We start from the raw sequence: 23845 nt of genomic DNA, 5'->3' as shown, positions 1-23845 counted from the left end.
GAGGGAGCTCGCTCCCGCTCGGCTGCGCAGCAGCCGCAAATCAGCCAACAAGGTGCGTGAGATATAATCAAGGTCTTTGGGGACGCTGCGCATCCCAGCGGGAGCAAGCTCCCTCGCCACAATAGCGCTTCTATTTAAGAACCGATTTCAAGCCTTAGGCTTGGCCTTCCTCGGCTTCAAATACTTGGTCAACCCCTGGAACCAGATCACCAGCGCCGGGTTGCCCTTGATCTGAATCGACTTGTCCTGAATCCCCGTCATGAATGCCAACTGCTTGTTCTTCGCCTGCATTGTGGCGAAGCCATACGCGGCATCTTTAAAGGCAATCGCAAACGCCGGCTCGGCATACATGCCGGACTTGCTAGTGATGCGTTGATCTTTCACACGGAAATGCCGCGCCACTTTCCCATCCAGAGTCTGTAGCTGAAACACCAACTCCTTGTCACCCAACTGCTGCTGAAACGCAGGATTAGTCCGACTGGCTTTACCCATCAACAAACCCAGCATCCACAGAAGAAAACGAAATTTCATGCGCACAGCCTCAAGAGAAAAATGAACGGCCGGCGCAGTGTAGCGGCTTCATCCAGGAACGCCACCATCGCGTAGCGTTAGAGGAAGATGGCGTTGTTTTTGACGCTGATGACTACCAAGTCATTGGCGAGACGAGAACGTCAGATCCTTCTGTAGGAACTGTCGCAGGGTGCGATCTTTTGACCTGATCCCTTCCACTCTCTCGGACATTTCCCGCAACACGCGGCGGTGTCCATGAACTGTCCGCACCTCTACTTCGCCGTTAACCTTTGGCCGTCATCGCGAAATCGAAGACCGGATGTGCAAGTCCGTAAATCGGGAGAAAACTTGTCAATCCACGAGGTTTACCACTTTGAAAAAATCACACCCGCATTCTCCCGACCGTAAGTCATTCAAGCCCAAAACCCGAAATGACCAGCTTTTCACCGTCTCCCCCGACATCAACATCGAAGCCCTCCTCGCCAACGCCTCCGAAGACCTGCTGTCCATAAGCGCCATCGCCGCCAACCTGGCCGACGATGTGGAAGGACGAAGCCGCTCTGTGGCCTTGGCCATCAGCAGAATGGCCGACGGGGTATATCTACTCGTGGAACGCACACTGGATCACATCGACTTACCGAATTCAGCGGTGTCTCCAGTCAAGGCATAAGGGAGATATCCAACTGTGGGAGCAAAGCTTTGCTCCCACAGACAGCGCCTGATGGATGTCGCGGATGCAACATTCTGAAATATCGGAAGCGTCCCACCTCAGTCAGCGATCCTTCCTACATCTCCCCTTTCAATAGCTTGTTAGCGTCTTCCGGCAATGGACACCGGTGTTTTTGGTGCACTAACGGGCGAAATTGTCAGGGAGACACTCAAATGTTTTTAGGGCGAATCGTGCCCACGTGGCACGAGATAGAAAGCCGTATTGCTGAGCAGATGGGTTATCAGGGCGGCGCCACCTATCGCACGCAGTTCAATGAGCGGGCACCTTCCCTCTCTCTCAACATCCGTCGTATCAACAGTGTCAGGTCTGCATTCATTCAGGCCGAGTGGGAAACCGGGCGCTTATTGAGGCAGCGTTTCTCTGATCTCGATATCGCCAGCGTCCTCAACGAATTGATTGAAGTCGTCACGCAGATGGCAATGATCGTTGCCGGCAGCGTACTGGTCGGTGGCGCCATCGGCGCGGGTACAGGCGCGCTTTTCGGCGGAATCGGCGCCCTCCCCATGGGTGCCGCTGGCGCCACAATGGGCTTGCAAGTCAGCACCTGGATACTGGGGATACTCGGCCTGACGTCCATTGCCGAGTTTTTCGTCGAGGGTTTGCCGCGCATTGGCGAGTATTACCTGACCGGCATCAACATCGCGTGGGAAGGCCCGCGCGGCGAGGAAGGGTTAAACCCGTTCAGCCAAGACGATCCTTTTGCTCAGAACAGGGCCGCCCATCACATCGCGCAGGGGCATGTGGAGGTTGTCGCCCTGCTGCTGGGCGCTATCGTTGCTTACCTTACCCGTGGTAGAGGAAACGCAAATGTCCTCGCCCAGGAAATGCGAGCGAGCCCCAAGGGTGCGCAGTTAGCCCAGTGGATGCTCAAGCACGAAGACGCACTTAAAAAACGACCCGACTTGCAAACCGCCGGACCGCGCAAAGGCACAGTCGGCACGCAGGAGCCTGCGCCACCGGCAAATCGTCCCCCTGACAAAGACAAGCACTCAACCCGTGACAAACCGAACGCCATGGCGCTTCATAAAGTCGAATGTTTCAAAGCAGACAAGATGCCAGCGTCTAAAATCGGAGAGTTCGAGCGGCAGCTGAAGGGGCAGGAGGATGGGCTGAATCGGCTGACGGTTGATGAGTATCTGGAGAATATTGCCAATCCGGTGAAACGAAGCCAACAAGCCGCCAGTCAGGCTCGAAAAGACTTACAAAACAAGCTAAAAGAGCGATTCTTAGATGAGTTTTCGCAAACTATGGACGAACTTGATGCTGAGGAAGCAGCTATCAGGAAAGCCAAACGAACGATGGCAAGCCTTGCTGGGCTGCATAATCCAGATCTGAGCGCTGGCGGAAAGGACATCATTGCGGACTTTGGCGATCGACAGGTGAACTCCAGTATCGGCCCTCAGTGGAAGCCGAAGATCGCAAATCTGAAGGCAGCTGCAGAAACCGTACCCCTCGCAATGCGCGAGTCAACATTTCTCAATGTAAAACTGCACAAGTGCTAATTAACTGGAAGGCATCGCATGGACAAAGTATTTGCAAGGTTTATAGAAAAGTTCGGCGATCCTATTGATCGACAGGAAGTACCGATATCAAGTATCGAACGTTACAGAGGCAAGCTGCCAAACCAGCTATTGGAATACTGGGTCGAACATGGCTGGTGTGGTTACGGTGACGGAATTTTCTGGATAGTGAACCCTCAGGAATATGAAGGAGTTGTGGCATCCTGGCTCGAAGGGACAAAATTTGCAGATTTTGACAACTATCACTTAATTGCTCGCAGCGCTTTCGGTGATTTGTACCTTTGGGGTGAGCAAACGGGGGCATCTCTCAAACTCACTAGCATCCTTTCCCGCTACACGACGCACACCTCAATCTTTACTGGTGAGCAAATGGATAAGGGACTACGAAATTTTCTGTTGTCACGGGACGTAGATACAAACAACTACGGCGACTTGTTCAAACCTGCAAAGAAAAAGCTCGGCACCCTGCGCCACGACGAGATGTACGGTTTTGTTCCGGCGCTCATGCTCGGCGGCCCGGATACCCTCGATCATCTGGAAAAAGTAAAAGCCGTAGAACACCTGACAATTCTGTCGCAAATCACCGAGCTTCAACCCTACAGTTTTTCAGACCTTTAACGCCGGGGTGCCCTGAACCAACGCCGCAACTCAAAAAACGACCGGCCACCCAGCACCTCCCGCAATTCGGCAGCCGTGACAGTCCGCTGCGGCAACTCATACGCCAGCGCCCTGCGCAGTACCGGCCAGCAGCGCCTCGGCAAGTTCCTGGGCGCTCGCAGTTTCACAGGCGGTCGCTCATCCCGCGCCTCATCCAACGGTAACCGCCGAAATGGATGTTTCCCCCCCGCCAACTCATAGATCACGCACGCCACCGCGAAAACATCAGCGCTGGAGGTCATCGACCCACCCTCCAACAGCTCCGGCGCGGCATAGGCTGGCGTCCAGGCGTTGAAGCGGTTGCGGCTCAGGTGCGGCAGGCCCGGCAGCACGCCTTCCTCGGCTTGCCCCAAGCCAAAATCGAACAAGCGCACGCCGTCATCGCTGAGCATCACATTGCTCGGTTTCAGATCGCCGTGCAGCACACCACGGGAATGAGCGTAAGCCAGCGCGTCGAGGAGTGGCAGCGCGATTTCGCGCACTTCGTTCCACGGCAGTCCCGACGGCCGCTCGCAGAGCAGTTTGTCTAACGTCGTTCCGCGCATGAGCTCCATGGTGATGAAGGCCCTCTGGCAGTTCGTGTCCACGTCAAAGGTGTGCAAACGCACGACGTTGTCGTGGCGCAGTCGCCGGGTCAGGGCGAATTCGCTGTAGAGCAAGCTGCTGGCGTCGGGCGATTCGCACAAGACTTCGCTGAGCATTTTCACCGCGATACACGGGTCGGGATCATCGAACTGCTCTCGCAGCAGATCCCGCGCCCGGTAGACCGCGCCCATGCCGCCAGCGCCAAGCAGGCGCTCGACGCGGTAGCGACCAGCCAGGATTTCGGGTAACTCACCCATGCCGGCTTGAGTAGACGTGGACGCTGGTGAAAACGCACTCATTGTCGAATCACTACGGCTGTCAGATTGTCCCGAGCCGGACTGTCCAGCGCAGCGTTGAACAGCTGCTGCAGCGCGCCCTGTGGCGAGACATGGCTCAGGGCACTGCCCAAGCCATCAGCGCTCACCTCCTGATAAAGACCATCGCTGCATAACAAAAACGCATCGCCCGAATAGACCTCGAATTCGAGCATGGCCAAGGTCAGGTGTTCGCTCGCACCGATGGCGCGGGTCAGTGCATGAGCACCGGGTTGCGCCCTGGCCTGTTCGACGCTCATGCGCTGCTCATCGATCAATTGCTGTTGCAGTGAATGGTCCGTGGTCAGCTGGAACAACCGCTGCCCCCTCCACAAGTAGCAGCGGCTGTCGCCCGCCCAGAGACAGGCGGCGCGATTACCTTCGATCAACAGCGCCACGACCGTGCTACCCATGACGCTGTCGCGGCACCCGGCGGTGAGGGTCAACTCCTGACCCAATCGTCGATTGAGCCAGTGCAGGCAAGTACGTACGCCATTAACCCGATCATCGAAGCCTACCTGAGCCGGTAATTCCGCCAGGCTGGCGACGATCAACTGACTGGCAATATCGCCTCCCTGATGACCGCCCATGCCGTCCGCGACCACCCATAGCCCTTGTTGTGGGCAGTCAAGGAATGCATCTTCGTTGCGCCTGCGGATCTTTCCTTTATCGGTGCGCGCTGCGCTGCGCCACGGACTGACCCTCTGCATCAGAGCTGCACCGGCAGGCGGAAGGTTCGCAAAACGCCCATGTCGAACGGGTTCGGCATGCGCTGGCTCATCAGGAGGTAGTTGGTGCGAAGACCGCCCAGGTCCGCTTTCAGCACCATCACGTCACGACCGTCGAGGTACTCGGTCTGCATCAGATCGAATAAACGAAACAGCGACCACGGGCCGGTGTTTTTTTCGATACCGATCGGTCGACCGACCATTTTGTCTAGGACGAGGCTGGTGCGCCCACCCTCGGCATCGGTCGGCCAGGTGAAGGAGGCTGGCGTGATAGGACCGTGACGGTACTCCATGGTCTCGTTGCCGAACTTGAATTCGGAACGGCTGACGGACGGGTCCAGGGTGTATGGCTCCAGCCTGAACCGCACTTTAGGCTCGCTCGGATGCTCGGCGAAAAAGCTCTGGCGGATCACGTGAGCGGTAGCCATCTGGTCGAGGTAGACCCTGGACATCGGCAGGCTGCGCCCGTCAATACTACGCAGGCGATAGTTGCCTGGACCGCCGCTGACGAAAGGCCTCATGTAGCTTTCAAAAAAACGATCGACAACCCCCTGTGCCATGAAGAACTCACGGAAGTCGTTGAGTGCAACGTCACTGGTGCTGTGGGCGCTAAACGGATAACGCTTGTTGATCCCTTTGCCGTAGAAGCTGTACAGCTCGCCCTGGTATCGCTGGTTCAGGTACTGATACGCATCGTTGAGCACAAGCTGCCAACTGTCTTCGGCCAGCACGTTGAACCACGCGCTGATCGGGCGCGGCAAGCGGCCTGCTGTCGTGCGCAGGTGGCTCAAGGCATCACGCTGACCGCCCATGCGCGTCTTGGCCATGACAAACGCTGCTTGATCCGGGGTGCTGGAGCGGGCCAGGCTGGACAGTTGCTGTTGAACGTCATTGACCGCCTGCAGCACGGGGGTCAAATCTGCGGTCGGACCGTCGTTTTCATCCAGCAGACGGTGCAATGGTTCGAAGCGACGTTGCAGGGATTGGCGTGCGGTGCTTGGCAGATTCTTATCCACACTCGCCGCCACGCTGGAGGCCTTGCCCGCCACTGCCGTGGCAAGCTTGCCCAATTTGCCGCCCTTCTCAGCCAGCTCATCTGCCGCGCCATCAAGGATCTCCGGCATGACCGCAAAACGTGTGTTCTCACGCACCTCCACCAGCAGTTGCAGCAAGGGCGAACTGGCCGAGGTCAGGCCGGCCAATTGTTCGGCGCCGTCGCCGGCGTGAGTGATGGGTTGTAACGCAACTTTCCCGAGCGCTTCGCCCCATAGATGGGTGTAGTCGCGAAAATACAGCTGTTCCAGCTCGACCATGAGGCGACGCAAGTCCATGCCGCTGATGCCTGCACCCTCTCCCAGCACCCAGTTGTCACGCAGGATGTCAGTGACTAGCGACGCGCCCTGGACCGAAAAGTATTGGTGGTATGCCTTCTTTGTATAGAACCCCGGAATCACGTAATCGGTACCGACAAACAACGCGCCCTGCGGTCCCAAATGTTGACTGAAACGGTAATCCGGCAGATGGCGGGCCTGCTCGCGGAGCGTGCGGTACACAACGTTGGCCAGCGATTCGCTGCGAAGTACCTGACGTGCCTGCGCCACCAGTTGATCGTTAAGCGGGTAAGCAAACGGCTTTTTCAATAACCGCTCAAAGTGGTCGGCCAGAGCGTTCTGCGCCACGGTGTTGCCGGCGTAACGCTGGGACCAGTCAGCAGCCACCCAATCCTTTAGCCACTCGGCCTCTCGACGATCTTCCATGCTCAGCATCAGGTACGCACGCAGGCTGTTAAGCAAACGTTCGCGATCCTTCATGTTGACGCGGATCTGGCCCTCCAGCAGGGTCGCTATGCTTGGCAGCAAGTGCGTTTGAAGCTCACGCTCGTAGGCCGCCACAATGGTCGGGCTGACTTCGGCACCCTGATACAGACCTGCACGCTCGTGGTACGAGACACCCTCTCTTTCAGGGAAGACTCGAGTGGCCGCATAAGCCGTGTCGAGTCGCTTGAGTGCCGCCATCGAATCAGCACCTGCAGTGACTTCAGATCGCTGCTGCGTCCAGGTCTGTGCGAATGAACGCAGCTGTTCCAAACGCTCGTGGTTAGCCGAGTAACTGGCTGCCCACAACAGGCCGAACACGCCCAATGCAGTCAGTGCACCGAGGTACAAAGCCCGCTGGCCCCAATGAATGCGTCTGCGCTCGCGCGCGTCCAGACCGGCAAGATCAGCCTCGGGGAAAATCACACGGCTGATCATCTGGTGAATAAAACGTGCACCAATGATGCGACGGTTTTGCGAGGCCACCTTGCTCATATCCCGGAGCGTGTTGCTCAGGTGAGGCGCGCTGGTCAGGTAGAAGCCTCGCAGCTGGCTCACACGTTGATAGCGATTACCGGTGAACGCCTTTTCAACGAACAGGCAAAGGCCATCGCCGATCAGCCCCAGTTGGTGCGGAAAGTCGAGAATGCGGCCGCGATGCAGAGCGTCACGCTCCTGATGCATGCGCAGGATCACCTGACTGTTCAGGCGACGCAGCAGCGTTTCGAATTCGCTGCGCACCCTGCTCGCGTCCGTGTCGCGCAGGTCTTTACCCAGCGTCGCGCCCAGCACCTGATCACTGTCTTCACGGGTCAGTTGATCGAAGAATTCGTCGAACCCCGGCAGTTCATCCGCCTTGGTGATCACCAGGTAGGCCGGCACATTGACGTGCAGCCGCTGCTGAATTTCCTGCAAGCGGGCACGCACCTGATCGGCCACGCCTTCCAGCATGCCCCGGTCCGCGCCGAACAGCAGCGGTACTGGCAAGGTCACCAGCACGCCATTGAGCGGACGGTTGCGACGCCGCTGACGCAGCAGGTCGAGCAGCGTTTTCCAGGTGTCGCCAGCCATACCATCCTGCTGACTCAGGTAGCGTCCGGCCGTGTCGATCAGGACGCCGTGCTCGGCGAAATACCAGTCACAGTGTTCCGTGCGCAGCACCTCCTGGGTGGATTTGCGGTCAAGCGTGTTGATCGGAAACTCGAGTCCTGAGGACACCAGCAGGCTGGTCTTGCCGCTGCTCTGCGGGCCAAGCAAAACGTACCAGGGCAGATCGTCGCGCCAGCGCTCGCTGCGCCCCCGATAGAGGCTTGAAGTCTTCAAGGTTGCTAAAGCGGCTTTGAAACGTCGCCTCAGTTCTTTTCGCTCGGTGTGGCTTTGCTCTTCCTGGCCTTTGCGTCTCCAGCCATCTTCACTGTCTTCAATGGTTTTCTTGCGTATGCCTACTCGCCAGTTGACGTACACCATGCTCAGTCCCCAGAGCAGGCTCAGTACACTGATTGTCAGCAGCCGTGATGTGGCACTTTCCCAGAATTTATAGTCATCCACTGCCAGCAACGGGCCCAGGCCCCACACCAACAGTGCTATCGAGAGGACCAGCAGCAAGCTCCAGACCCAGGTCTGAAGCAAAAATACACCAGTTTTTTTGAAAAGTTTTTTCATCACGCGTCCCTGTTTGACCGCTGCGCCAACGGCGAAACCGGTGCTGGATCAAGCGGCAGAAAAGGTTGCAAAACGCTGTCTCGTTGCTCACCCAGCACCCGGTCGAAGCTTGAATACATCACGACCAGACACACCGTCGTAAACAGCGCCACCCACCACCAGGGAACGATGCGCACCAGGCTGCGGCGCTCTTCCTTGAGGCCTTCCCATTTCGGGGATAACTGGAGCGAAACATCACCGCGCAGATGTCTAATCTGCCGGTAAAGCGCGTCGCTGACCTGCTGAAGTTCCAGGGTTCCACGGGGCTGAACCCGGTATTTACCCTCGAATCCGAGAGACAGACACAGGTACATCAACTCGAGCATCGGCAGGTTCTTGGCCGGGTCTTTCGACAGCCGCTCAAGCAGCAGGAAGAACTTTTCACCGCCCGACGTTTCTTTGTGAAAGCGGCTCAGCAGGCTCGTTTGCGACCACTGGCTTTCCTTGCCCCAAGGCGTCGTCACCACGGCTTCGTCAATCACGGTGCACAGCACATAACGGGCAGAGGAAACCTGGCCATTCTCGATACCGTCGTGCAGCGCTACTTTGACGAAGCTATCCAGCTCATCACACAGGCGCACGCCAAGGCTTTGCAAATCTTCGCAGACCTCACCGCTTTTCAGCCGGGCCACTTGCGACAGCAGTCGGGACGCCGCTGTCACAAGCGAGTTGAAGCCAATGTTGTACGTTTCAACCGGACGTTTGGCAGCCGCATAAATCATCCGATCCTGCAGCTGTTCGATGCGTGGAGGCGTAGTCGAATTCGTCAGCGGGCTCGACGCTGGGTGGCGCCCGTCGTGGTCTACCAGGACGGTTCTATCGTCATGGTGGAGTTCCGTATCCTTACTCATGTCGGTCAGTTCCTGATGGCCCAGAATTTCAATTCGAGCTCGGCAAATTCTCCCGACACATGGAACGCGAAGCCGCCAGAGCGCTCGAGTTGCGCCTGGTCTTCGGCACTGAAATCAAGAATGAAATAGGTTTTGCTGGCATGAAAGGCGATTTGCCGAGGGGCTACCGGCAGCGGCCTGACCTTGATACCTGGCAAGTGCAGGTTGACCAGTTGGCGGATGCTTTCTACCGGACCGACCTTGAGGTGCGCCGGCAAACGGTGGCGCAAATCCTCCGGGTCGCAGTGAGCACTGGCGGCCAGTACAAACGATGCGGAGCCCAGTAGTGTATGGTCGTTTAAAGGCGAAACGATGATGCCGTACTGCCGCGCTTGCAGCTCCAGTTCGATCGCATGCTGCTCGAGCACCATCGACAACACCTGACGAATCTCTTCCATCAATTTTCGAAAACTCGCGCCTTGATCGCTGTGCTGATAACGGCTGTCCAGACGTGGACGTTTGCTATCGCTTGAAAACGCCGCCAGATCACCGAGCAACATCAGCAGCGCTCGATACAAAGCCTCGGGGTGAACCTGTTCCAGACCGAGGTAGTGACGCAGCAGGAGCTCGGTGCGGTTGATCAGTTGCAGCATCATGAAGTCGCCAACTTCCGCGCCCGCGACCTTGCCATTCGAGCGGATCCGCTCTGCCAGGGCGTCGCCCCGGTGACCGAGCATGCTGATCACTTCTTTGAGGCACGACAGCAGGTAACTGGAGGAATGCGCCTGAATGAAGGTGGGAACGAAGTCCGGGTCGAGGCTGATAATGCCGTCGGGCGTGGTGTCGAGCACTTCGCAAACTTTCAGCTTCACGTACGCCTGATCGCTCTGCTGCTCGCCGAGCAACAGTCGAAAGTCCGGGCGTGCACAGCTGACCTGGCTGGAGGAACCCTCGCCGGCATTGGAGTCTGCCACTGCTGCGTCATACACGGTGTAGCGTGCCAGGACGTCCGATTGCTCGGGTCGACGAGCCTCGATGTGATTGCCGGTGACGAGTGCCAGCGCCAGGTAAGCCGGCGTGTTTGCGGTATTGGGAGGCAGGACGAGTGCCAACGGCTCCGACGTGCTGCCCAACTCGAACAGACTGCCGTCGGGCAAAACTCCGCTGGCATGGCTGATCACCAGCTTGCCCATTTTGAGGAACTGGGCATCGATGTCCAGGGTCAGGAAACCCCAGGTATAACCACCCAGTAACTGGGTACGGGTTTTCATCTGGTGATCGTAGTAGCGGTCGCTGTGCTGGAAGTGTTGCGGGCGCAGCAGCATGCCTTCCTGCCAAATGACTTTATGCGAATTCATGATCAGTCATCCGTCCTGACGAGCGTTTCTAAAGTGTTGCGAATACCGGTTTGATCGAGGATCAAATCAGTCACGGTGAGGCTCAATGGGGTGATTGGCACGGTGTATCGCCATTGGGTTTGCGCCAGATCACGGTAGGCCGCGAGTACAGCGACGTAGCGGCTATCGGCTTGCAGCGCGAGCTTGAGTTCGATGCGTTCCCCCGGTCGCAATTCAAGCTCCTCAATGACCACCAGATCAGGGGCCAGGATTTCTTTGCTGCGCTCGTACAGACTGAAGAAATCGGCGTTCTCGAAAGCCACGGGATGTTTGAGCTCGTACAGTCGAATGACGATCGGTGACGGACGGCCATTGAGATCCGGGTTCAGTTGATCGTTGGCGGTGAGTTTCAGGTCGAGCTTGGTCAGGCGAGAGTACGGCGACAATGACGTACAACCCGACAGCAGGATCAAAACCACCAGCGCCGCCAGTGTCTTGAAGTAAACGGAAGAGCCGCGAGGCATGGGCGTCATCCCCGTTGGTCTACGTGAAGAGTCGAGATCAGCCGAACCTGTTCTTCGTAGGCTTGAGCAAAGTCACGAGCGAGCAACCGCTCGCTCCACTCATCGTCCTGACGCAGGGCCTGGTGATAACGGCCATAAGCCTTCCAACGGCTGCCCGCAGTGGTGAACAGTGGCTGTTGGTCACGCTCAAACCGCAGGGTCAGTTGCGAGGGCGAGAAGTGCTCGAGCGCCCCTCGAATCGCAGCACGACTGGCGGCCAACAGCGCCACCTGATGCGTCTGCAAATCACGAAATGCCCGGGAGAGAACCTGTTCGGCCGGGTACTGGCCAGGCTTGTTGGTCCGCAACAGAATGCCCAGTGCTTCCCCGGCATCGACGCTGAGTTTCAGCGGATTGTTGTAGATGCCCTGAACGGTGGTCTGGGCCAGGCGCAGCTCATTTTTCAATTCGCTGTGGGTGCGCAAGCTTTGCTGCAAGCCATCGACGCTTTGATTGAGCAAACGAGCAGCGTCCAGTGCCAGGTTTTCGCGCTCAGCGTGGTCCAGATCCTTCAGGTCTATGCCCAAAGCGATACCGAAGCGCTTCCAGAAGTCCTGGCTTTGGCGATCAACAGCGCTCTGCGCCGGAGCTGGCAACGGTTCCGGCGGTGCCTCTACCAACTGCGGCACCTGCAGGTTTTCCATGTCGATACGGGCGTAGTCGGCGCGTGGGTGGACATCCACAATCGGCATGCGCGGCGTGATCAGTTCATCGATGTCGGTGTAAGCGAGCGCTTGCTGATCAAAAGCCTTCAAAGGATCCAGCTCAAGAAAAGCATCGTCCGGAATCACGCTGTCCGCGACAGCCTGACTGGCGACGCCATAGGTCGTGGGCACACCGGCCAGTCGCGCTTGAATTTCGTAACTGCCCAGAAAGTAGACGCTGTCGTGTTCAATCCGCACCGCTTCGCCTTTAGGCAGGTTCGGACCGTTTTCAATCGTCCGGATGCCATTGCGGCTGGTGTCGGTGATAAAAAACGCACCGTCGTGGCAGGTCACCAGCGCATGGCTTTTGGACAGGTGGCGCTTGCGATCCGGAAGAACCCAGTCGCAGTTCTCCGCTCGCCCGATCGTGCCACCCGCCTGCTTGAAGGTCTTGTGCCAAAGCTCCGTGGGCACGAATTCCTTGGCGTTCTGGATTTCGAGAACCAGTTCCATCGTCTTGCTCCTTGTGATCACTTGCCGCGATTGACTGCCTGCGGATCACCCAGAGGGCGATAGGTGTCATCGTTGAATTTGTAATTGCCGCTACAGCCGCCGAGGCCACACAGAACAACGAGGGTCAGCAGAACAGCATGCCGGTGACGGACAGGCATCAGAGGGGCTCCAAGGGGGGTGAAAGTGGATTCGAGGCGAAGGGCATGCCTCCATGAACGGCGAAAAACGGCCTCATCCATTGACGTCGCTCGCGCTGATGTTCAGTCGATCAAGTCGGTACAACAGCGTTCGGCGTGGCAGTCCGAGCTCTCGGGCAGAAGCGGTCTGGTTACCGGCGTTCCTGCGCAGGCACTCGAGCAGCAGGTTGCGTTCGACTTGCGCCATTCGTTCACGCAGGTGAGCACTGCCGGCATGCGCAATGACATCCGTACGCAGGGAGAAATGTTCAGGTAGCAACTCACCGCCCTCACAGAGCAGAACCGCCCGCTCAACCAGGCTTTTGAGTTCGCGAACGTTGCCCGGAAAGGCATACCCTGACAGGTGAGACAGTGCCGCCTCTGACCAGCGCAGGCTATCGCGTTGCAGGAACGCACAGGCCTTTGCGGCAAAGTGCCGAGCCAGTTCCGGGACGTCGCCAGCGCGGTATCGGAGGGCCGGCAATTCGATCGGGAATTGCGCGAGGCGGTAGTACAAGTCCTCACGAAATTTTCCTTCGCGGACCAAGACCGCCAGGTCGCGGTGAGTCGCGGCAATGATGCGCACATCGACCTTGTGGGTATCGTTGCAACCCAGCGGGCGAATTTCACCCTCCTGAAGTACGCGTAACAACTTGGCTTGCAGGGACAACGGCATGTCGCCAATTTCGTCCAGCAACAAGGTTCCACCATTCGCCGCATCGAATAACCCGGGACGATCGCGGTCAGCGCCCGTGAACGCACCTTTGCGATAGCCGAACAGCTCACTTTCCAAAAGACTTTCGGGAAACGCTGCACAGTTCTGCACGATGAAAGACTTCGCACGCCGCGCTCCGCCATCGTGAATGGCCCGGGCTATTACTTCCTTGCCGGTGCCCGTCTCCCCGCGCAACAGCACGGTGTACGGGCTGTGCAAGACTTTACTGATCAGCGAACACGTCTGACGCATGGTCGTGCTTCTACCGATCAATCCGAAATCCCTGGCGCTCGGCATGCTGATCGACATGGGTGGTGCCTCAACCGCAGGCCCTCGCAAACGTTGGAGCAGGTGCAGTTGACCGAGCGCGAACGAACCCAGCTGGGCCAGTGACTCGGCGAAGCCTTGCAGCTCGATGTGTCGGGTACTGGCACACACCAGCAAGCCTTCGACGCTCTGTTGCTGATTGATCAAAGGCACGCACAGCAACGTCTGCCAAGGCACGCTCTGCGGCGGCAGGAATTCGCTTTTGTGTAAGGTGCAACTCAACTCGGTGAGGCAGACCACGCGATTCTGATCCAGGGCGAATTGCAGCAATGGCTCAGCGCTGTAATCGGTCGACAGGCTTGTCACTTCTCTGGGGTGCAGAATGCCGTTCAGGCACTCAGTCGCCATTCCAAGGCAGGCACTGGATGTATCCAGCAGGTACAACTGCGCCAGTTCGCAACCGGTAAGCGTGCCTAACCCGCGCACGAGGTCACCTGGCAGCGCGGCGCTGTCTGCCGACCGGGAGAGGCTGGAGAACTGGGCCAACAAAGCCTCGGCATACGCCAGGGGCTGTGGCAATTGCGTGAACATGACGCTCATCAGACGAACTCGCAGGTAACGGAGGAGGTGTCGTCGAGCGTTACGTGAACACGGCTGAGACTGTCTCCGACCGCCATTGCTGCAAGCAAGCGATCAGCCACCAGCGGCAGTACGTGCAGTGCGGCAAGTGGTCGATCAGACGGGCGCCGCTATCGCTTTGCAGGCAGCGTTCGGCCAGGTGATCGACAAGACTGCACGAGTACGTGAATTCCAGTTGACGACTGCTCAGTCGTTCGCCCAATCGACCCAGCTTGATTTCAATCAGCTCACGCAGGACCGGGCCGGCAACCGGGTAATAAGGCACCACGCGCATACGCGCCAACAACGCCGGTTTAAAGTGTTTGCCGAGGACTGGCCGAATGGTTTCTTCGAGCAGTCGTGCAGTGGGCCGCGCACCGTTTTTGCAGAGCTCGCTGATGCGTTCGCTGCCAAGGTTCGAGGTCATCAAGATCAAGGTATTGCGAAAATTGATCTCGCGCCCTTCCCCATCGTTAGCCACACCTTTGTCGAAGATTTGGTAGAACAGGTTCAGTACATCCGGGTCGGCTTTTTCGACTTCGTCGAGCAGCAGTACCGAATACGGTTTCTGGCGTACGGCTTCGGTGAGCATGCCGCCTTCCCCGTAACCGACGTAGCCCGGCGGTGCACCGATGAGGCGCGAAACGGTATGTTTTTCCTGGAACTCGGACATGTTGATCGTCGTGACGAATCTATCACCGCCGTACAGCAAGTCAGCGAGTGCCAGTGCGGTTTCGGTTTTGCCGACACCGCTAGGGCCGACCAGCAGGAACACACCCACTGGCGCGTCGGGATTGTTGAGGCCCGCAGCCGCCGCGCGCATCGAGCGATCCAACGCATGAACCGCTTGTTCCTGACCACGGATACGAGTGCCCAGGTCGGTGGCGAAACTGGCGACCCTGGCGTTGTGCTCACGGGCCAGTTGCGCCAGCGGGACGCCAGTCCAGGCGCTGATCACTTCGGCCACCAGGCGTGGGCACACTTCAAAACTCACCAGACGCTCGTCGACTTGTGCAGCGGTCAGGGCGCAGTGAGTTTCGTGCAGTTCGGCTTTCAGTCCTTCGACACGTTGAGCCTGCTCCAGGGTTAACTCTTCGAGGGAGCTTTGCCGCGCTTTAGCAAGTTGTTGACGCAGATCCAGCAGACGTTTTGCCTGCTCTTTCTGCTCAATCCAAAGGGCCTCGATATGCATGACGTCGCTTTGAACGACGGCTAAACGACTCTCCAGTGCGGCCAGCGCCGGGTGGTCAATCGGCAATCCTGCGTCGGCATCGCGCCGCAGGGCCAGGCGCTGGCAACGACCTTCCGCCAGCTCGCCACGCAGGCGCTCAAGGCTCGGCGGAGCAGCGGCAAGGCTGATGCGCACACGGGCGCAAGCGGTGTCCAGAACATCGACGGCCTTGTCCGGTAGCTGGCGGCCCGTGAGGTAACGAGCGGACAACTGCGCGGCGGCAACGACCGCGTCATCGCGAAGGTAGATGCCGTGACTTTTTTCGTAGAGTGGCGCCAGCCCACGCAGAATCGTCACTGCGTCGCTGACGGTGGGTTCATGCAATTGAACCGGTTGGAATCGTCTGGCGAGCGCCGGATCTTTTTCGAAGTACTTTTTGTACTCCGCCCAGGTCGTGGCGGCGATGGTGCGCAACTCGCCGCGCGCCAGGGCTGGCTTGAGCAGGTTGGCCGCATCGGAACCGCCGGCATTACCGCCCGCGCCGATCAGGGCATGGGCTTCATCAATGAACAGAACAATGGGTTTCGGTGAAGCCTTGACCTCATCGATCACCCCTTTGAGGCGGCGTTCGAATTCGCCTTTGACGCTGGCCCCAGCCTGCAAGAGGCCCATGTCCAGAGACAAGAGCTCGACACCTTTGAGGACGTCCGGCACTTCACCCGCCGCGATGCGCGAGGCCAGCCCTTCGACAATGGCCGTCTTACCGACACCGGCCTCACCCACCACGATCGGGTTGTTTTTACGGCGACGAGCCAGGATGTCGACCATCTGACGGATCTCGCCATCGCGACACAACACCGGGTCGATCAGGCCGTCGCGAGCCTGTTGGGTCAGGTTGTGGGTGAATCGCTGAAGCAGAGACTCACCCGATACCGCGGGTTTTCCGGGGACCACTTGCTCTGTGCAAGACAGGACGAATGCTTTCAGCCGTTCGATGTTCAGCCGGGTCAATAGCGCCTGATAGCGGCTACCGGCATAACGCATCGGGTTGCGCAGCAGCGCGAGAATCAACGCACCTTGGTCGACCTGGATTTGACCCAGTTCAAGGTTGGCAACCAGCAAGGCGTCCTGCAGCCATTGCACCAGTTCCGGGGCGAACACCGGGTTGCGTGAAGCGTTGTGCTCAACGCGTGATTGCAGCGCGCTACTCATTTCCCCGGCATCGATGTCGGCATCGCGCAGCGCCCTCACCAGCAGGCCTTTTGGGCGTTCCAGCAAGCCAAGCAGCAGGTCTTCGACGAGTATTTTGCTGCCACCACGGGCGACACATCGTTCGGCAGCGCTTTCCAGGTCGCGACGCGTTTCGGCGTCCAGTGCCTGAATCAGGCGTTGCAGGTCTACATTGATCATGTGTCTCACATCCTTAATGAATTTTGCTGTCCAGCGTCACCACGCCGTCCGCCTTTTCGCGGCCCAGCCAACTGGTCCAACCCAGACGGCAGACGTTCGGTTCACCGATGCGCAGCTCGCGGATTTCGTCCTGGCACAGGACCAGGCGAATGTCGTAATCGAGGGGGTCGCGCAGGGTGAAACGCACCAGCGCGCAGAGCGGCTGGTAGCCAACACCGATCGGAAGGAATTCGTGAAAGCGCTGCCAATCGAGCTCGCGAACGTGAATACGAAATTTGCCGCTGCGATCGCGGACGTGCTCGCCCAGCACCAGGTCTTCTCCGAGCACGCTGTTACTGCAACCCAGACAATTGCGCTGTTCGTCGAGGATCTCGACGCGACGCTCGATGCACTGCTCGAGGTTCAACTCGGCATGCTTGAAGTAGTAACGCAGCACTGCCTCGATCAAAGCCGCCGAATGCGCTCGCAAGCTGAGCAGCCCGAGGTACGGCAACAGGCGCTTCCAGTTCAGTTCCCGAGCCCGGCGCAGCTCTTCACTACCGAGCCCGATCAGCGCAAACAACTGCGCGGAAAAAGGGTCGAGAGCGCCGCTCTGAAAGCGTGCGCAGTAGCGGTACTTGCGCCAGATCGGCAGCATCAACCGTTGCAGGCGATGATGGAACAGGTCGAGAAAGTCGCGGGTGGTATTCCCTTCTTCGCTATCACCTAACGCCTGCTCCCCGTAGAACGCCGGCAGTGGTGAACCCGATCCGACCAGGCTGACAAGATTGAAACGCAGACGCGCACGCAGCAGTCCGTGTTCTTCAAAAAACTCCACACGATCAACGTCGCTGCCTGGGAATCCGAAGCCGGGATTAGCCTGAAATTCCAGCTGGTCATACAGATCATCTTCGTTTAAATGCGGGTGTGCATCGCGCAGCCGCTCAACCACCAGCAGCACCGCCTGAAACAGCGAGTACTCACGTATTACCTGGGTCAGCCCGCTCAAAGCAGGGGCTGCAGGCCCATGCGGGGTGTCCATTGGTGCACGTCTCCTTGTGTGCTGAGTACCCGCAGTTCGTGGTACGAATTGAGGCTGGCGTAAAGCGCGAAAAACTCGTTGAGCACGGACCCGAAAACGAACAGGTCGCCCTCGCCGATGTACCCTTGCGGGTCGATGGTCAGCTCGGTGCGCAACCCACGAATCGGTAAACCCCGATGCAATCGATCGACGTGTTCGTGCCTGATCGACTTGAGTCCACCCAACAATCGTTTGCTGACTTTCTCTGCCTGCTGATCGTAATGACGCGGCAAGTCGTAGGTTTCGAGAATCACCTTCAGCGCACTGACGTCAGCCAGCGAGAGGTAGTTGAGCGACATGTTGCTGACCAGTTTCCAGAGGAAGTCACTGTTCAACGGTGGAGCGAAACTCGACGTGGCCGACGTGATATTGCGGAAGCTCAGGAACTCCGGCGTCTTCACACCATGCTTGCAGATATCACCAAGCTTGAGCTTGCGCGGTAGATTCTGGTTGGTGCATACCAGCTCGATCGACAGGGTTTCGGTCGCGTCTGTGTGGCGTATGCCAAAACTGAGATGGGTGTCGAGCCCATCATGCAGCGAGGATGATCGTTGGCGAACGCTGTAGTACGGACGGCTAGTGGGCACATCGAAACTTGAGTCGTGCTCGAAAGACTCGAAGGGGACATAGTCTTGAAATCCAGCATTCCCCGCCTTCCAGCCCTTCACGGTTTCCACCGAGAACACACCGCAGTTTTCCTGGTTGTACTCGGCCGGCAGCAACAGGTATTCATCCTGTTTGCCATCGAGGCGAATGGGCAGTGCATCGTGATTGAACAGGTTCACGATCGGCGTGCAGTAGAGCTTCACATTCTCCAGCGTCGGGCGCAGTCGCTGGATACCACTTTTGCGAATGTCGAAACGCAATTCCAGGCCGCGCATCCGCTTGAGCACGTCCTCAGGCAAGGTATTCAGGAGATCGAGACCATTGACGTCAACGAACAGGAATTTATCCTGAAAGGCGAAATATTCCTGGAGGTAGCGATAGCCGCGAAAGGTATTCAGCGGATACGGAATCAGCGCTTCCTCTTCAGCAAAACCCACCGGTTGCACACGGTCGCCCGGGATCGTGAACGCCAAGGGCGTGTCGCCGTCACCATGGACTTGCATACCTGCGCCATCCAGGGGGATCAGCTCGATACCTTGAAGATTGCGCAATACGCCAAGGTAAAGCAGCTGGGTAATGTAGCGCTCACCGGCGAAATGCAGACGCAGTCGACTCAGGTCCAACTCGCCAAGGTGACCCTCAGCGCTCATCTCCAACCGCAAGCTCAGCAGCGCGCCGCCGCCCTTGACCGAGTAGTTCAGCGCCACCAGCTCCAGTGGCAGCACCTCAGTGGGATAACAGGTGCGGAAGTGACAAATCACATCGTCGACTGGCACGCTCTCCACCGGCGTGTCGCGCTCGACCATGACGGCGGGTCCAGAGCGTTGCAACGGGTCGAATTGCAACATGCTAAACGCGGGCAATGGGCGCATATAGTTGGGCCACAGCAGGTGCATCAATGAATGGCTGAGCTCCGGCAATTCGTCATCGAGTTTCTGCCTCAGGCGACCGGTCAGAAATGCAAATCCTTCGAGCAGACGCTCCACATCCGGATCTCGTCCGGCCTGCCCTAAAAACGGCGCCAGTGCAGGGCTACGCTCAGCGAATCGACGCCCTGACTGGCGAAGTGCAGTGAGCTCACTTTGGTAGTAGTGGTTAAAGGACATGATGGATACCTGTGAGTCGTTAGCTGACCTTGACCTGACCGCAACCATCGAGCTTCGCGGCGAAAGCGACCTGCTGCTTCAAACCTTCGACTTCCAGCAGGGCTTCGATACGGAACGTCAGTCGCAGCTGATCGTCATCACGTGGCAGAGAGATCACACGAACATCGCGCAGACGCGGTTCATAGGCTTCGATGAAATGTTCGATGGCCCGGCGCGCCTGACTCAGGGAGTCGTGCAGGCTCAAGCGCATGTCATTCAAATCAGGCAAACCGTAATCGGACAGTGTCTGCACACTGCCCAATCGGGTGCTGAGCATCTTGGCCAGATGAGCAGCCACCGACGCCACGACGCACCTCTCGTGGCGTGAGCCGACACGTTTTTGCGCGTCGCCGTTCAGGCGTTCGAACAGGCTGCCATATCCGGTCATGGGTGTTTTTCGCTCAACCTTTATCCAGCTTGCCAACCAGCGAAAGGGTGAAATCAGCCCCCATGTACTTGAAGTGCGGGCGCACATTCAGGCTGACGCGATACCAGCCCGGCTCGCCCTCGACATCACTGACGAGGACCTGGGCCGCGCGCAGTGGTCGACGCCCACGCACTTCAGCGCTGGGATTTTCCTGGTCGGCCACGTACTGGCGAATCCACTTGTTGAGTTCCAGCTCGAGGTCGGTACGTTCTTTCCAGGAACCGAGTTGTTCGCGCTGCAGCACTTTCAGGTAGTGAGCCAGTCGGTTGACGATCATCATGTACGGCAGTTGCGTACCGAGCTTGTAGTTCAGCTCCGCCGTCCGGCCCTCGGCACTGATGCCAAACAGCTTCGGTTTTTGTACCGAATTGGCAGAGAAGAATGCAGCGTTGTCGCTGCCTTTGCGCATCGTCAGGGAGATGAAGCCTTCGTCCGCCAACTCGTATTCGCGACGGTCGGACACCAGAACCTCGGTCGGAATCTTGGTTTCGATTTCACCCATGCTTTCGAAGTGATGTAACGGCAGGTCTTCTACCGCACCGCCACTCTGCGGACCGATGATGTTCGGGCACCAACGAAATCTGGCGAAGCTGTCGGTCAACCGGGTGCCAAATGCGTATGCGGTGTTGCCCCACAGGTAGTGCTCGTGATTGTTGGCGACTGTTTCTTTGTACACGAACGACTTGATCGGATTTTCTTCCGGGTCATACGGGCTGCGCAGCAGAAAGCGCGGCACGGTCAGGGCGACGTAGCGGGCATCTTCTGATTGACGAAAGCTCTGCCATTTAGCGAATTGCGGACCGTCGAAGTGATCCTTCAGGTCCTTCATGTCCGGGAGGCCGGTGAAGCTTTCCAGACCGAAGAAATTCGGGCCGGCAGCGGCAATAAACGGTGCATGTGACATGCAGGCAACGCTGGACACGTACTGCATAAGCTTCACGTCGGGCGAGCTTGGGGACATGAAGTAGTTGGCGATGATTGCGCCCACCGGGTTTCCGCCAAATTGACCGTACTCGGCCGTATAGATGTGCTTGTACAGGCCAGCCTGCATCACTTCTGGCGAGTCTTCAAAATCGTCCAGCAAGTCTTCTTTCGAGACGTTGAGAATTTCAATTTTGATGTTTTCGCGGAAGTTGGTGCGATCAACCAACAACTTAAGGCCCCGCCACGACGACTCCATGGACTGGAAACCCGAGTGATGCAGGATTTCATCCATTTGAAGACTGAGCTTGGCATCGATCTCGGCGATCATGCGGTCGACCATGGCTTTCTTCACTGGCTCGCCGTTGTTTTGCGGCTTGAGCAACTCTTCAATGAATGCCGATACACCACGTTTGGCGATGTTGTACGCGTCGTCGTCCGGCGTCAGCCGGGTCTGGGCAATGATGCTATCGAGAATGCTGTATTCGCTGCTCTCGTTGATGTTCTGCTGCGTTGCACTCGTGCTCATAGTGTTGGCTTCCTTGGCTGATGGAGACTCAGGCGTTCGAGACGTGGGTGTTGAGACCTAATTCACCCAATACCCGGCTTCTGGATTCGTCATCGGCCAGCACGTCTTCGATGGCTTTGCGAAAGGCTGGCGCATTACCCAGCGGACCTTTCAGGGCGACCAGCGCATTGCGCAGCTCCATCAGTTTTTTCAGCTCTGGCACTTGCTCGACAAGGCTGGCCGGATTGAAGTCCTTCATGGATTTGACGTGAATCTTCACTGCCAGCTCTTCGGTGGCGTTTTCATCCTGCAGGCGATTCGGAACGCCCAACGTCAGCTGTAGCTCCTGCTTGGCCAACACTTCGTCGAACGTCGTCCTGTCGATGCTGATAGGCTTGCGATCTTCGACTTTGCGTTCATCCTTGCGATGGGTGTAGTCGCCGATCACCAGCAATTTCAGCGGCAGTTCAATCTCTTCCTGAGCGCCGCCTATGGCAGGTTTGAAGGTGACGTTGATGCGTTCTTTAGGGGCGACAGAGCCTTCTTTGGCCATGGCTATTTTCCTTATGGTGTTGGCCCAGGGGCCTAATCGAGTACCACTTCAAGGTCGAGGTGGCACAACCTGCGATAAATCTCTTCCTTGCGTTCACGCACCTCATGGTTCTGCGGCAACGACTCGCAGCAGCTATGCAGCAAATGCAGCACTTCCAGGACGAGATCGGGCTCCCAGCCACCGATGCCCGAGTCCTGCAATGTCTGGTCGAGCGTTTCGAGTTGGGTCTTGGCCAGTTCGTATTTCTTGGCCGAGACGCAGAGCCGGGCGAGCGTTAACTGCCAGAAAAACCGCGAGCGACCGCCCTGAGCGCTTTGAAGCCCCTGCTTGAGTTTTTGCACGGCGGCCTTGAGTCCATCCTTTCGCAAGATCGGCAGCGCTTCTTCGAGGGCCGACTCCCACGCGGGCAGGTCTTCAGTTGACTCGATGGGGAGAGGAGCACTGGCGGGTTGCAGATGCGGTATGACATGGCCGGCAATCCACTCGCGAGTGGCGGGATCGGCAAACGGTGCGCCATCCTGGAAGCGCAACTCGATCAATCCAGGCAGGCGCTCGATCAATTGCGCAAACTGAACCTCCACCTCGCGCATCGCCGACTCGGCGTTCAGCCTCTGCAAACATTCCCACGCCATTCGGTGACCGTCGAACCAGAACGGCGCCTTTGACAGGCTGGCCTCGAGGTCCACCAGAAGATCGGCATACCGCGCCTGATCGTAACGCTCCTGATAAGTTTTGAATCGATCTGCCGGGAGCCCGCGAAGCGCAGTGATTTGCTCGCCATTGCGATCCGGCAACGCGTCGACGGACAACCACAGCAACATGCGATTGAGTCGCAAGGCCCGCAGATCCGTGGCCTTTTGCTTGAGCCACCAGGCGCATAACGGACGGGCATTTTCCTGCTGGGCACGCAGCGCCTTTTGAGCGTCCTTTTCGTTGTCGATGGGCTCGCTGGTGACAAGCAACTGCGCCGCGACTTGTTTGACCTGGGCTACCGCGGTACCGATGACACCGGGCTCCGGTTGATTGTCCGCAGCGCGCTGCACCAAATTTTTCAAACGTCGGGCGATTGGCAGGAGCAAGGGGGCTTCATTCCCCAAATGCTGGGTGCACGCCGTATCGAGACCTTCCAAATGCTCGACCAGTCGGCGGAACAGTGGAAGTTGCTCTTTGAGCGGAATGTGTTCGTTCAACACTTGGTCGAGACGGGGTATCAACCAGCTGATGGCAGCGGAACGGGTGCGCGCCTTGCCCGGGTATATGTCTGGCCAGTGGTGTTCGCACAGGTGGTGCAGCAAACCAAGCCCGGCCAGCAAACCTTGGTACGACTCGCGCTGATACAGCGCCCACGTCAGCCAGGCACCGACCCGCAAGTCCTTGGACTGGGTACGCAGCAGGTTTTCGCTGTTTTCACGGATTTTCAGCCAGTCGATCTGACCGCTGTCGTGCATGGATTGGGCTTTGCCCAGCTCACTTTCCAACGCCTCATATTCATTCGAAAAACGAACGTCCTCGCCCGCGAAATGCTCTTTGGAAACAGAGGCTTTTGCGAGCTCAAGGTAATAAGTTGAAAGTTTGCTTGAGTAAGACATCCATGGCCTATTTTTAGAACTATAGTCATTTCAGACGAGCGCTTGAATGACGCCTGTCCAATGTCATTTAAGTCGGCGCAGAGCATGACAAGAATACAAAATGAAAAATGTAGGACGCTTCCGAAAATTCTCGTAGTTAAAAAAATAAGTCGATGCATCGGTAACTTGATATTTCTTCTTGTAGGAATAGTTACCAACATACAACTGCATCGATCGGCAGATCGATGTACTAA

The 23845-nt window shown here is 57.7% G+C and carries 18 protein-coding genes and 2 pseudogenes; 3 read left to right on the top strand and 17 right to left on the bottom strand.

Going from position 1 to position 23845, the window contains the following annotated elements; genetic code table 11:
• Positions 1-147: 147 nt before the first annotated feature.
• Positions 148-531 (bottom strand): helicase, encoded by a 384-nt coding sequence (locus H7698_RS06595; RefSeq protein WP_162436642.1) that lies wholly within the window; start codon positions 529-531, stop codon positions 148-150.
• Between the two features lie 352 nt (positions 532-883).
• Here H7698_RS06595 and H7698_RS06590 point away from each other — a divergent pair, with 352 nt between their 5' ends.
• From H7698_RS06590 to H7698_RS06580, 3 genes are all read left to right on the top strand, one after another.
• Positions 884-1180 carry a DUF6124 family protein gene (locus H7698_RS06590; protein ID WP_235992754.1) on the top strand — a complete coding sequence of 99 codons (297 nt, stop codon included), beginning with the start codon at positions 884-886 and terminating at the stop codon, positions 1178-1180.
• 212 nt (positions 1181-1392) lie between these two features.
• Positions 1393-2742: a DUF6861 domain-containing protein gene (locus H7698_RS06585; protein ID WP_194690914.1), complete on the top strand. Its 1350-nt coding sequence runs from the start codon at positions 1393-1395 to the stop codon at positions 2740-2742.
• A gap of 18 nt (positions 2743-2760) precedes the next feature.
• Positions 2761-3378 carry a GAD-like domain-containing protein gene (locus tag H7698_RS06580; protein WP_194690913.1) on the top strand — a complete coding sequence of 206 codons (618 nt, stop codon included), beginning with the start codon at positions 2761-2763 and terminating at the stop codon, positions 3376-3378.
• On the opposite strand, the pseudogene H7698_RS06575 reads toward H7698_RS06580, so the two are convergent.
• The 16 genes and pseudogenes from H7698_RS06575 to tssA form a co-directional block, all read right to left on the bottom strand.
• A pseudogene (locus H7698_RS06575) lies at positions 3375-4286 on the bottom strand (serine/threonine-protein kinase); the annotation flags it as partial. The gene H7698_RS06580 and the pseudogene H7698_RS06575 overlap by 4 nt on opposite strands.
• Before the next feature lie 11 nt (positions 4287-4297).
• On the bottom strand, positions 4298-5026 hold the full coding sequence (locus H7698_RS06570; protein WP_194690911.1) for a PP2C family protein-serine/threonine phosphatase: 729 nt from the start codon (positions 5024-5026) through the stop codon (positions 4298-4300).
• Complete coding sequence (gene tssM, locus H7698_RS06565) at positions 5026-8520, bottom strand: type VI secretion system membrane subunit TssM (protein ID WP_194690910.1); 3495 nt, start codon at positions 8518-8520, stop codon at positions 5026-5028. The genes H7698_RS06570 and tssM overlap by 1 nt, the downstream gene beginning before the upstream one ends.
• On the bottom strand, positions 8520-9410 hold the full coding sequence (icmH, locus tag H7698_RS06560) for a type IVB secretion system protein IcmH/DotU (RefSeq protein WP_162436634.1): 891 nt from the start codon (positions 9408-9410) through the stop codon (positions 8520-8522). The genes tssM and icmH overlap by 1 nt, the downstream gene beginning before the upstream one ends.
• 5 nt (positions 9411-9415) lie before the next feature.
• On the bottom strand, positions 9416-10747 hold the full coding sequence (gene tssK / locus H7698_RS06555) for a type VI secretion system baseplate subunit TssK (RefSeq protein ID WP_194690909.1): 1332 nt from the start codon (positions 10745-10747) through the stop codon (positions 9416-9418).
• 2 nt (positions 10748-10749) lie between these two features.
• Complete coding sequence (gene tssJ / locus H7698_RS06550) at positions 10750-11250, bottom strand: type VI secretion system lipoprotein TssJ (RefSeq protein WP_194690908.1); 501 nt, start codon at positions 11248-11250, stop codon at positions 10750-10752.
• 5 nt (positions 11251-11255) lie between these two features.
• Positions 11256-12446 carry a type VI secretion system-associated FHA domain protein TagH gene (gene tagH / locus H7698_RS06545; RefSeq protein ID WP_194690907.1) on the bottom strand — a complete coding sequence of 397 codons (1191 nt, stop codon included), beginning with the start codon at positions 12444-12446 and terminating at the stop codon, positions 11256-11258.
• 17 nt (positions 12447-12463) lie between these two features.
• Complete coding sequence (locus H7698_RS06540) at positions 12464-12604, bottom strand: type VI secretion protein (RefSeq protein WP_162436630.1); 141 nt, start codon at positions 12602-12604, stop codon at positions 12464-12466.
• A 73-nt stretch (positions 12605-12677) separates the two neighbouring features.
• Entirely contained in the window at positions 12678-14195 is a 1518-nt protein-coding gene (locus H7698_RS06535) for a sigma 54-interacting transcriptional regulator (protein WP_194691116.1), read from the bottom strand.
• An 8-nt stretch (positions 14196-14203) separates the two neighbouring features.
• Positions 14204-16803: pseudogene (gene tssH / locus H7698_RS06530) on the bottom strand (type VI secretion system ATPase TssH).
• A gap of 13 nt (positions 16804-16816) precedes the next feature.
• Positions 16817-17824, bottom strand: coding sequence for a type VI secretion system baseplate subunit TssG (tssG, locus tag H7698_RS06525; protein WP_194690906.1), 1008 nt, complete (start codon positions 17822-17824; stop codon positions 16817-16819).
• Positions 17788-19575 carry a type VI secretion system baseplate subunit TssF gene (tssF, locus tag H7698_RS06520; RefSeq protein WP_194690905.1) on the bottom strand — a complete coding sequence of 596 codons (1788 nt, stop codon included), beginning with the start codon at positions 19573-19575 and terminating at the stop codon, positions 17788-17790. The genes tssG and tssF overlap by 37 nt, the downstream gene beginning before the upstream one ends.
• 19 nt (positions 19576-19594) lie before the next feature.
• The gene (gene tssE, locus H7698_RS06515) at positions 19595-20002 is read right to left on the bottom strand and encodes a type VI secretion system baseplate subunit TssE (RefSeq protein WP_194690904.1); all 408 of its coding nucleotides are present in this window, start codon (positions 20000-20002) and stop codon (positions 19595-19597) included.
• 13 nt (positions 20003-20015) lie between these two features.
• Positions 20016-21491, bottom strand: coding sequence for a type VI secretion system contractile sheath large subunit (tssC, locus tag H7698_RS06510; protein ID WP_194690903.1), 1476 nt, complete (start codon positions 21489-21491; stop codon positions 20016-20018).
• A gap of 28 nt (positions 21492-21519) precedes the next feature.
• Positions 21520-22023: a type VI secretion system contractile sheath small subunit gene (gene tssB, locus H7698_RS06505; RefSeq protein WP_162436624.1), complete on the bottom strand. Its 504-nt coding sequence runs from the start codon at positions 22021-22023 to the stop codon at positions 21520-21522.
• A 32-nt stretch (positions 22024-22055) separates the two neighbouring features.
• Positions 22056-23612 carry a type VI secretion system protein TssA gene (tssA, locus tag H7698_RS06500; RefSeq protein WP_194690902.1) on the bottom strand — a complete coding sequence of 519 codons (1557 nt, stop codon included), beginning with the start codon at positions 23610-23612 and terminating at the stop codon, positions 22056-22058.
• Positions 23613-23845 lie beyond the last annotated feature (233 nt).

This window comes from Pseudomonas sp. p50(2008) (assembly GCF_015351605.1).
Lineage (GTDB): Bacteria > Pseudomonadota > Gammaproteobacteria > Pseudomonadales > Pseudomonadaceae > Aquipseudomonas.
The sequence above is the reverse complement of the archived record's forward strand: the minus strand, read 5'-3'. Positions and strand labels throughout refer to the sequence as shown.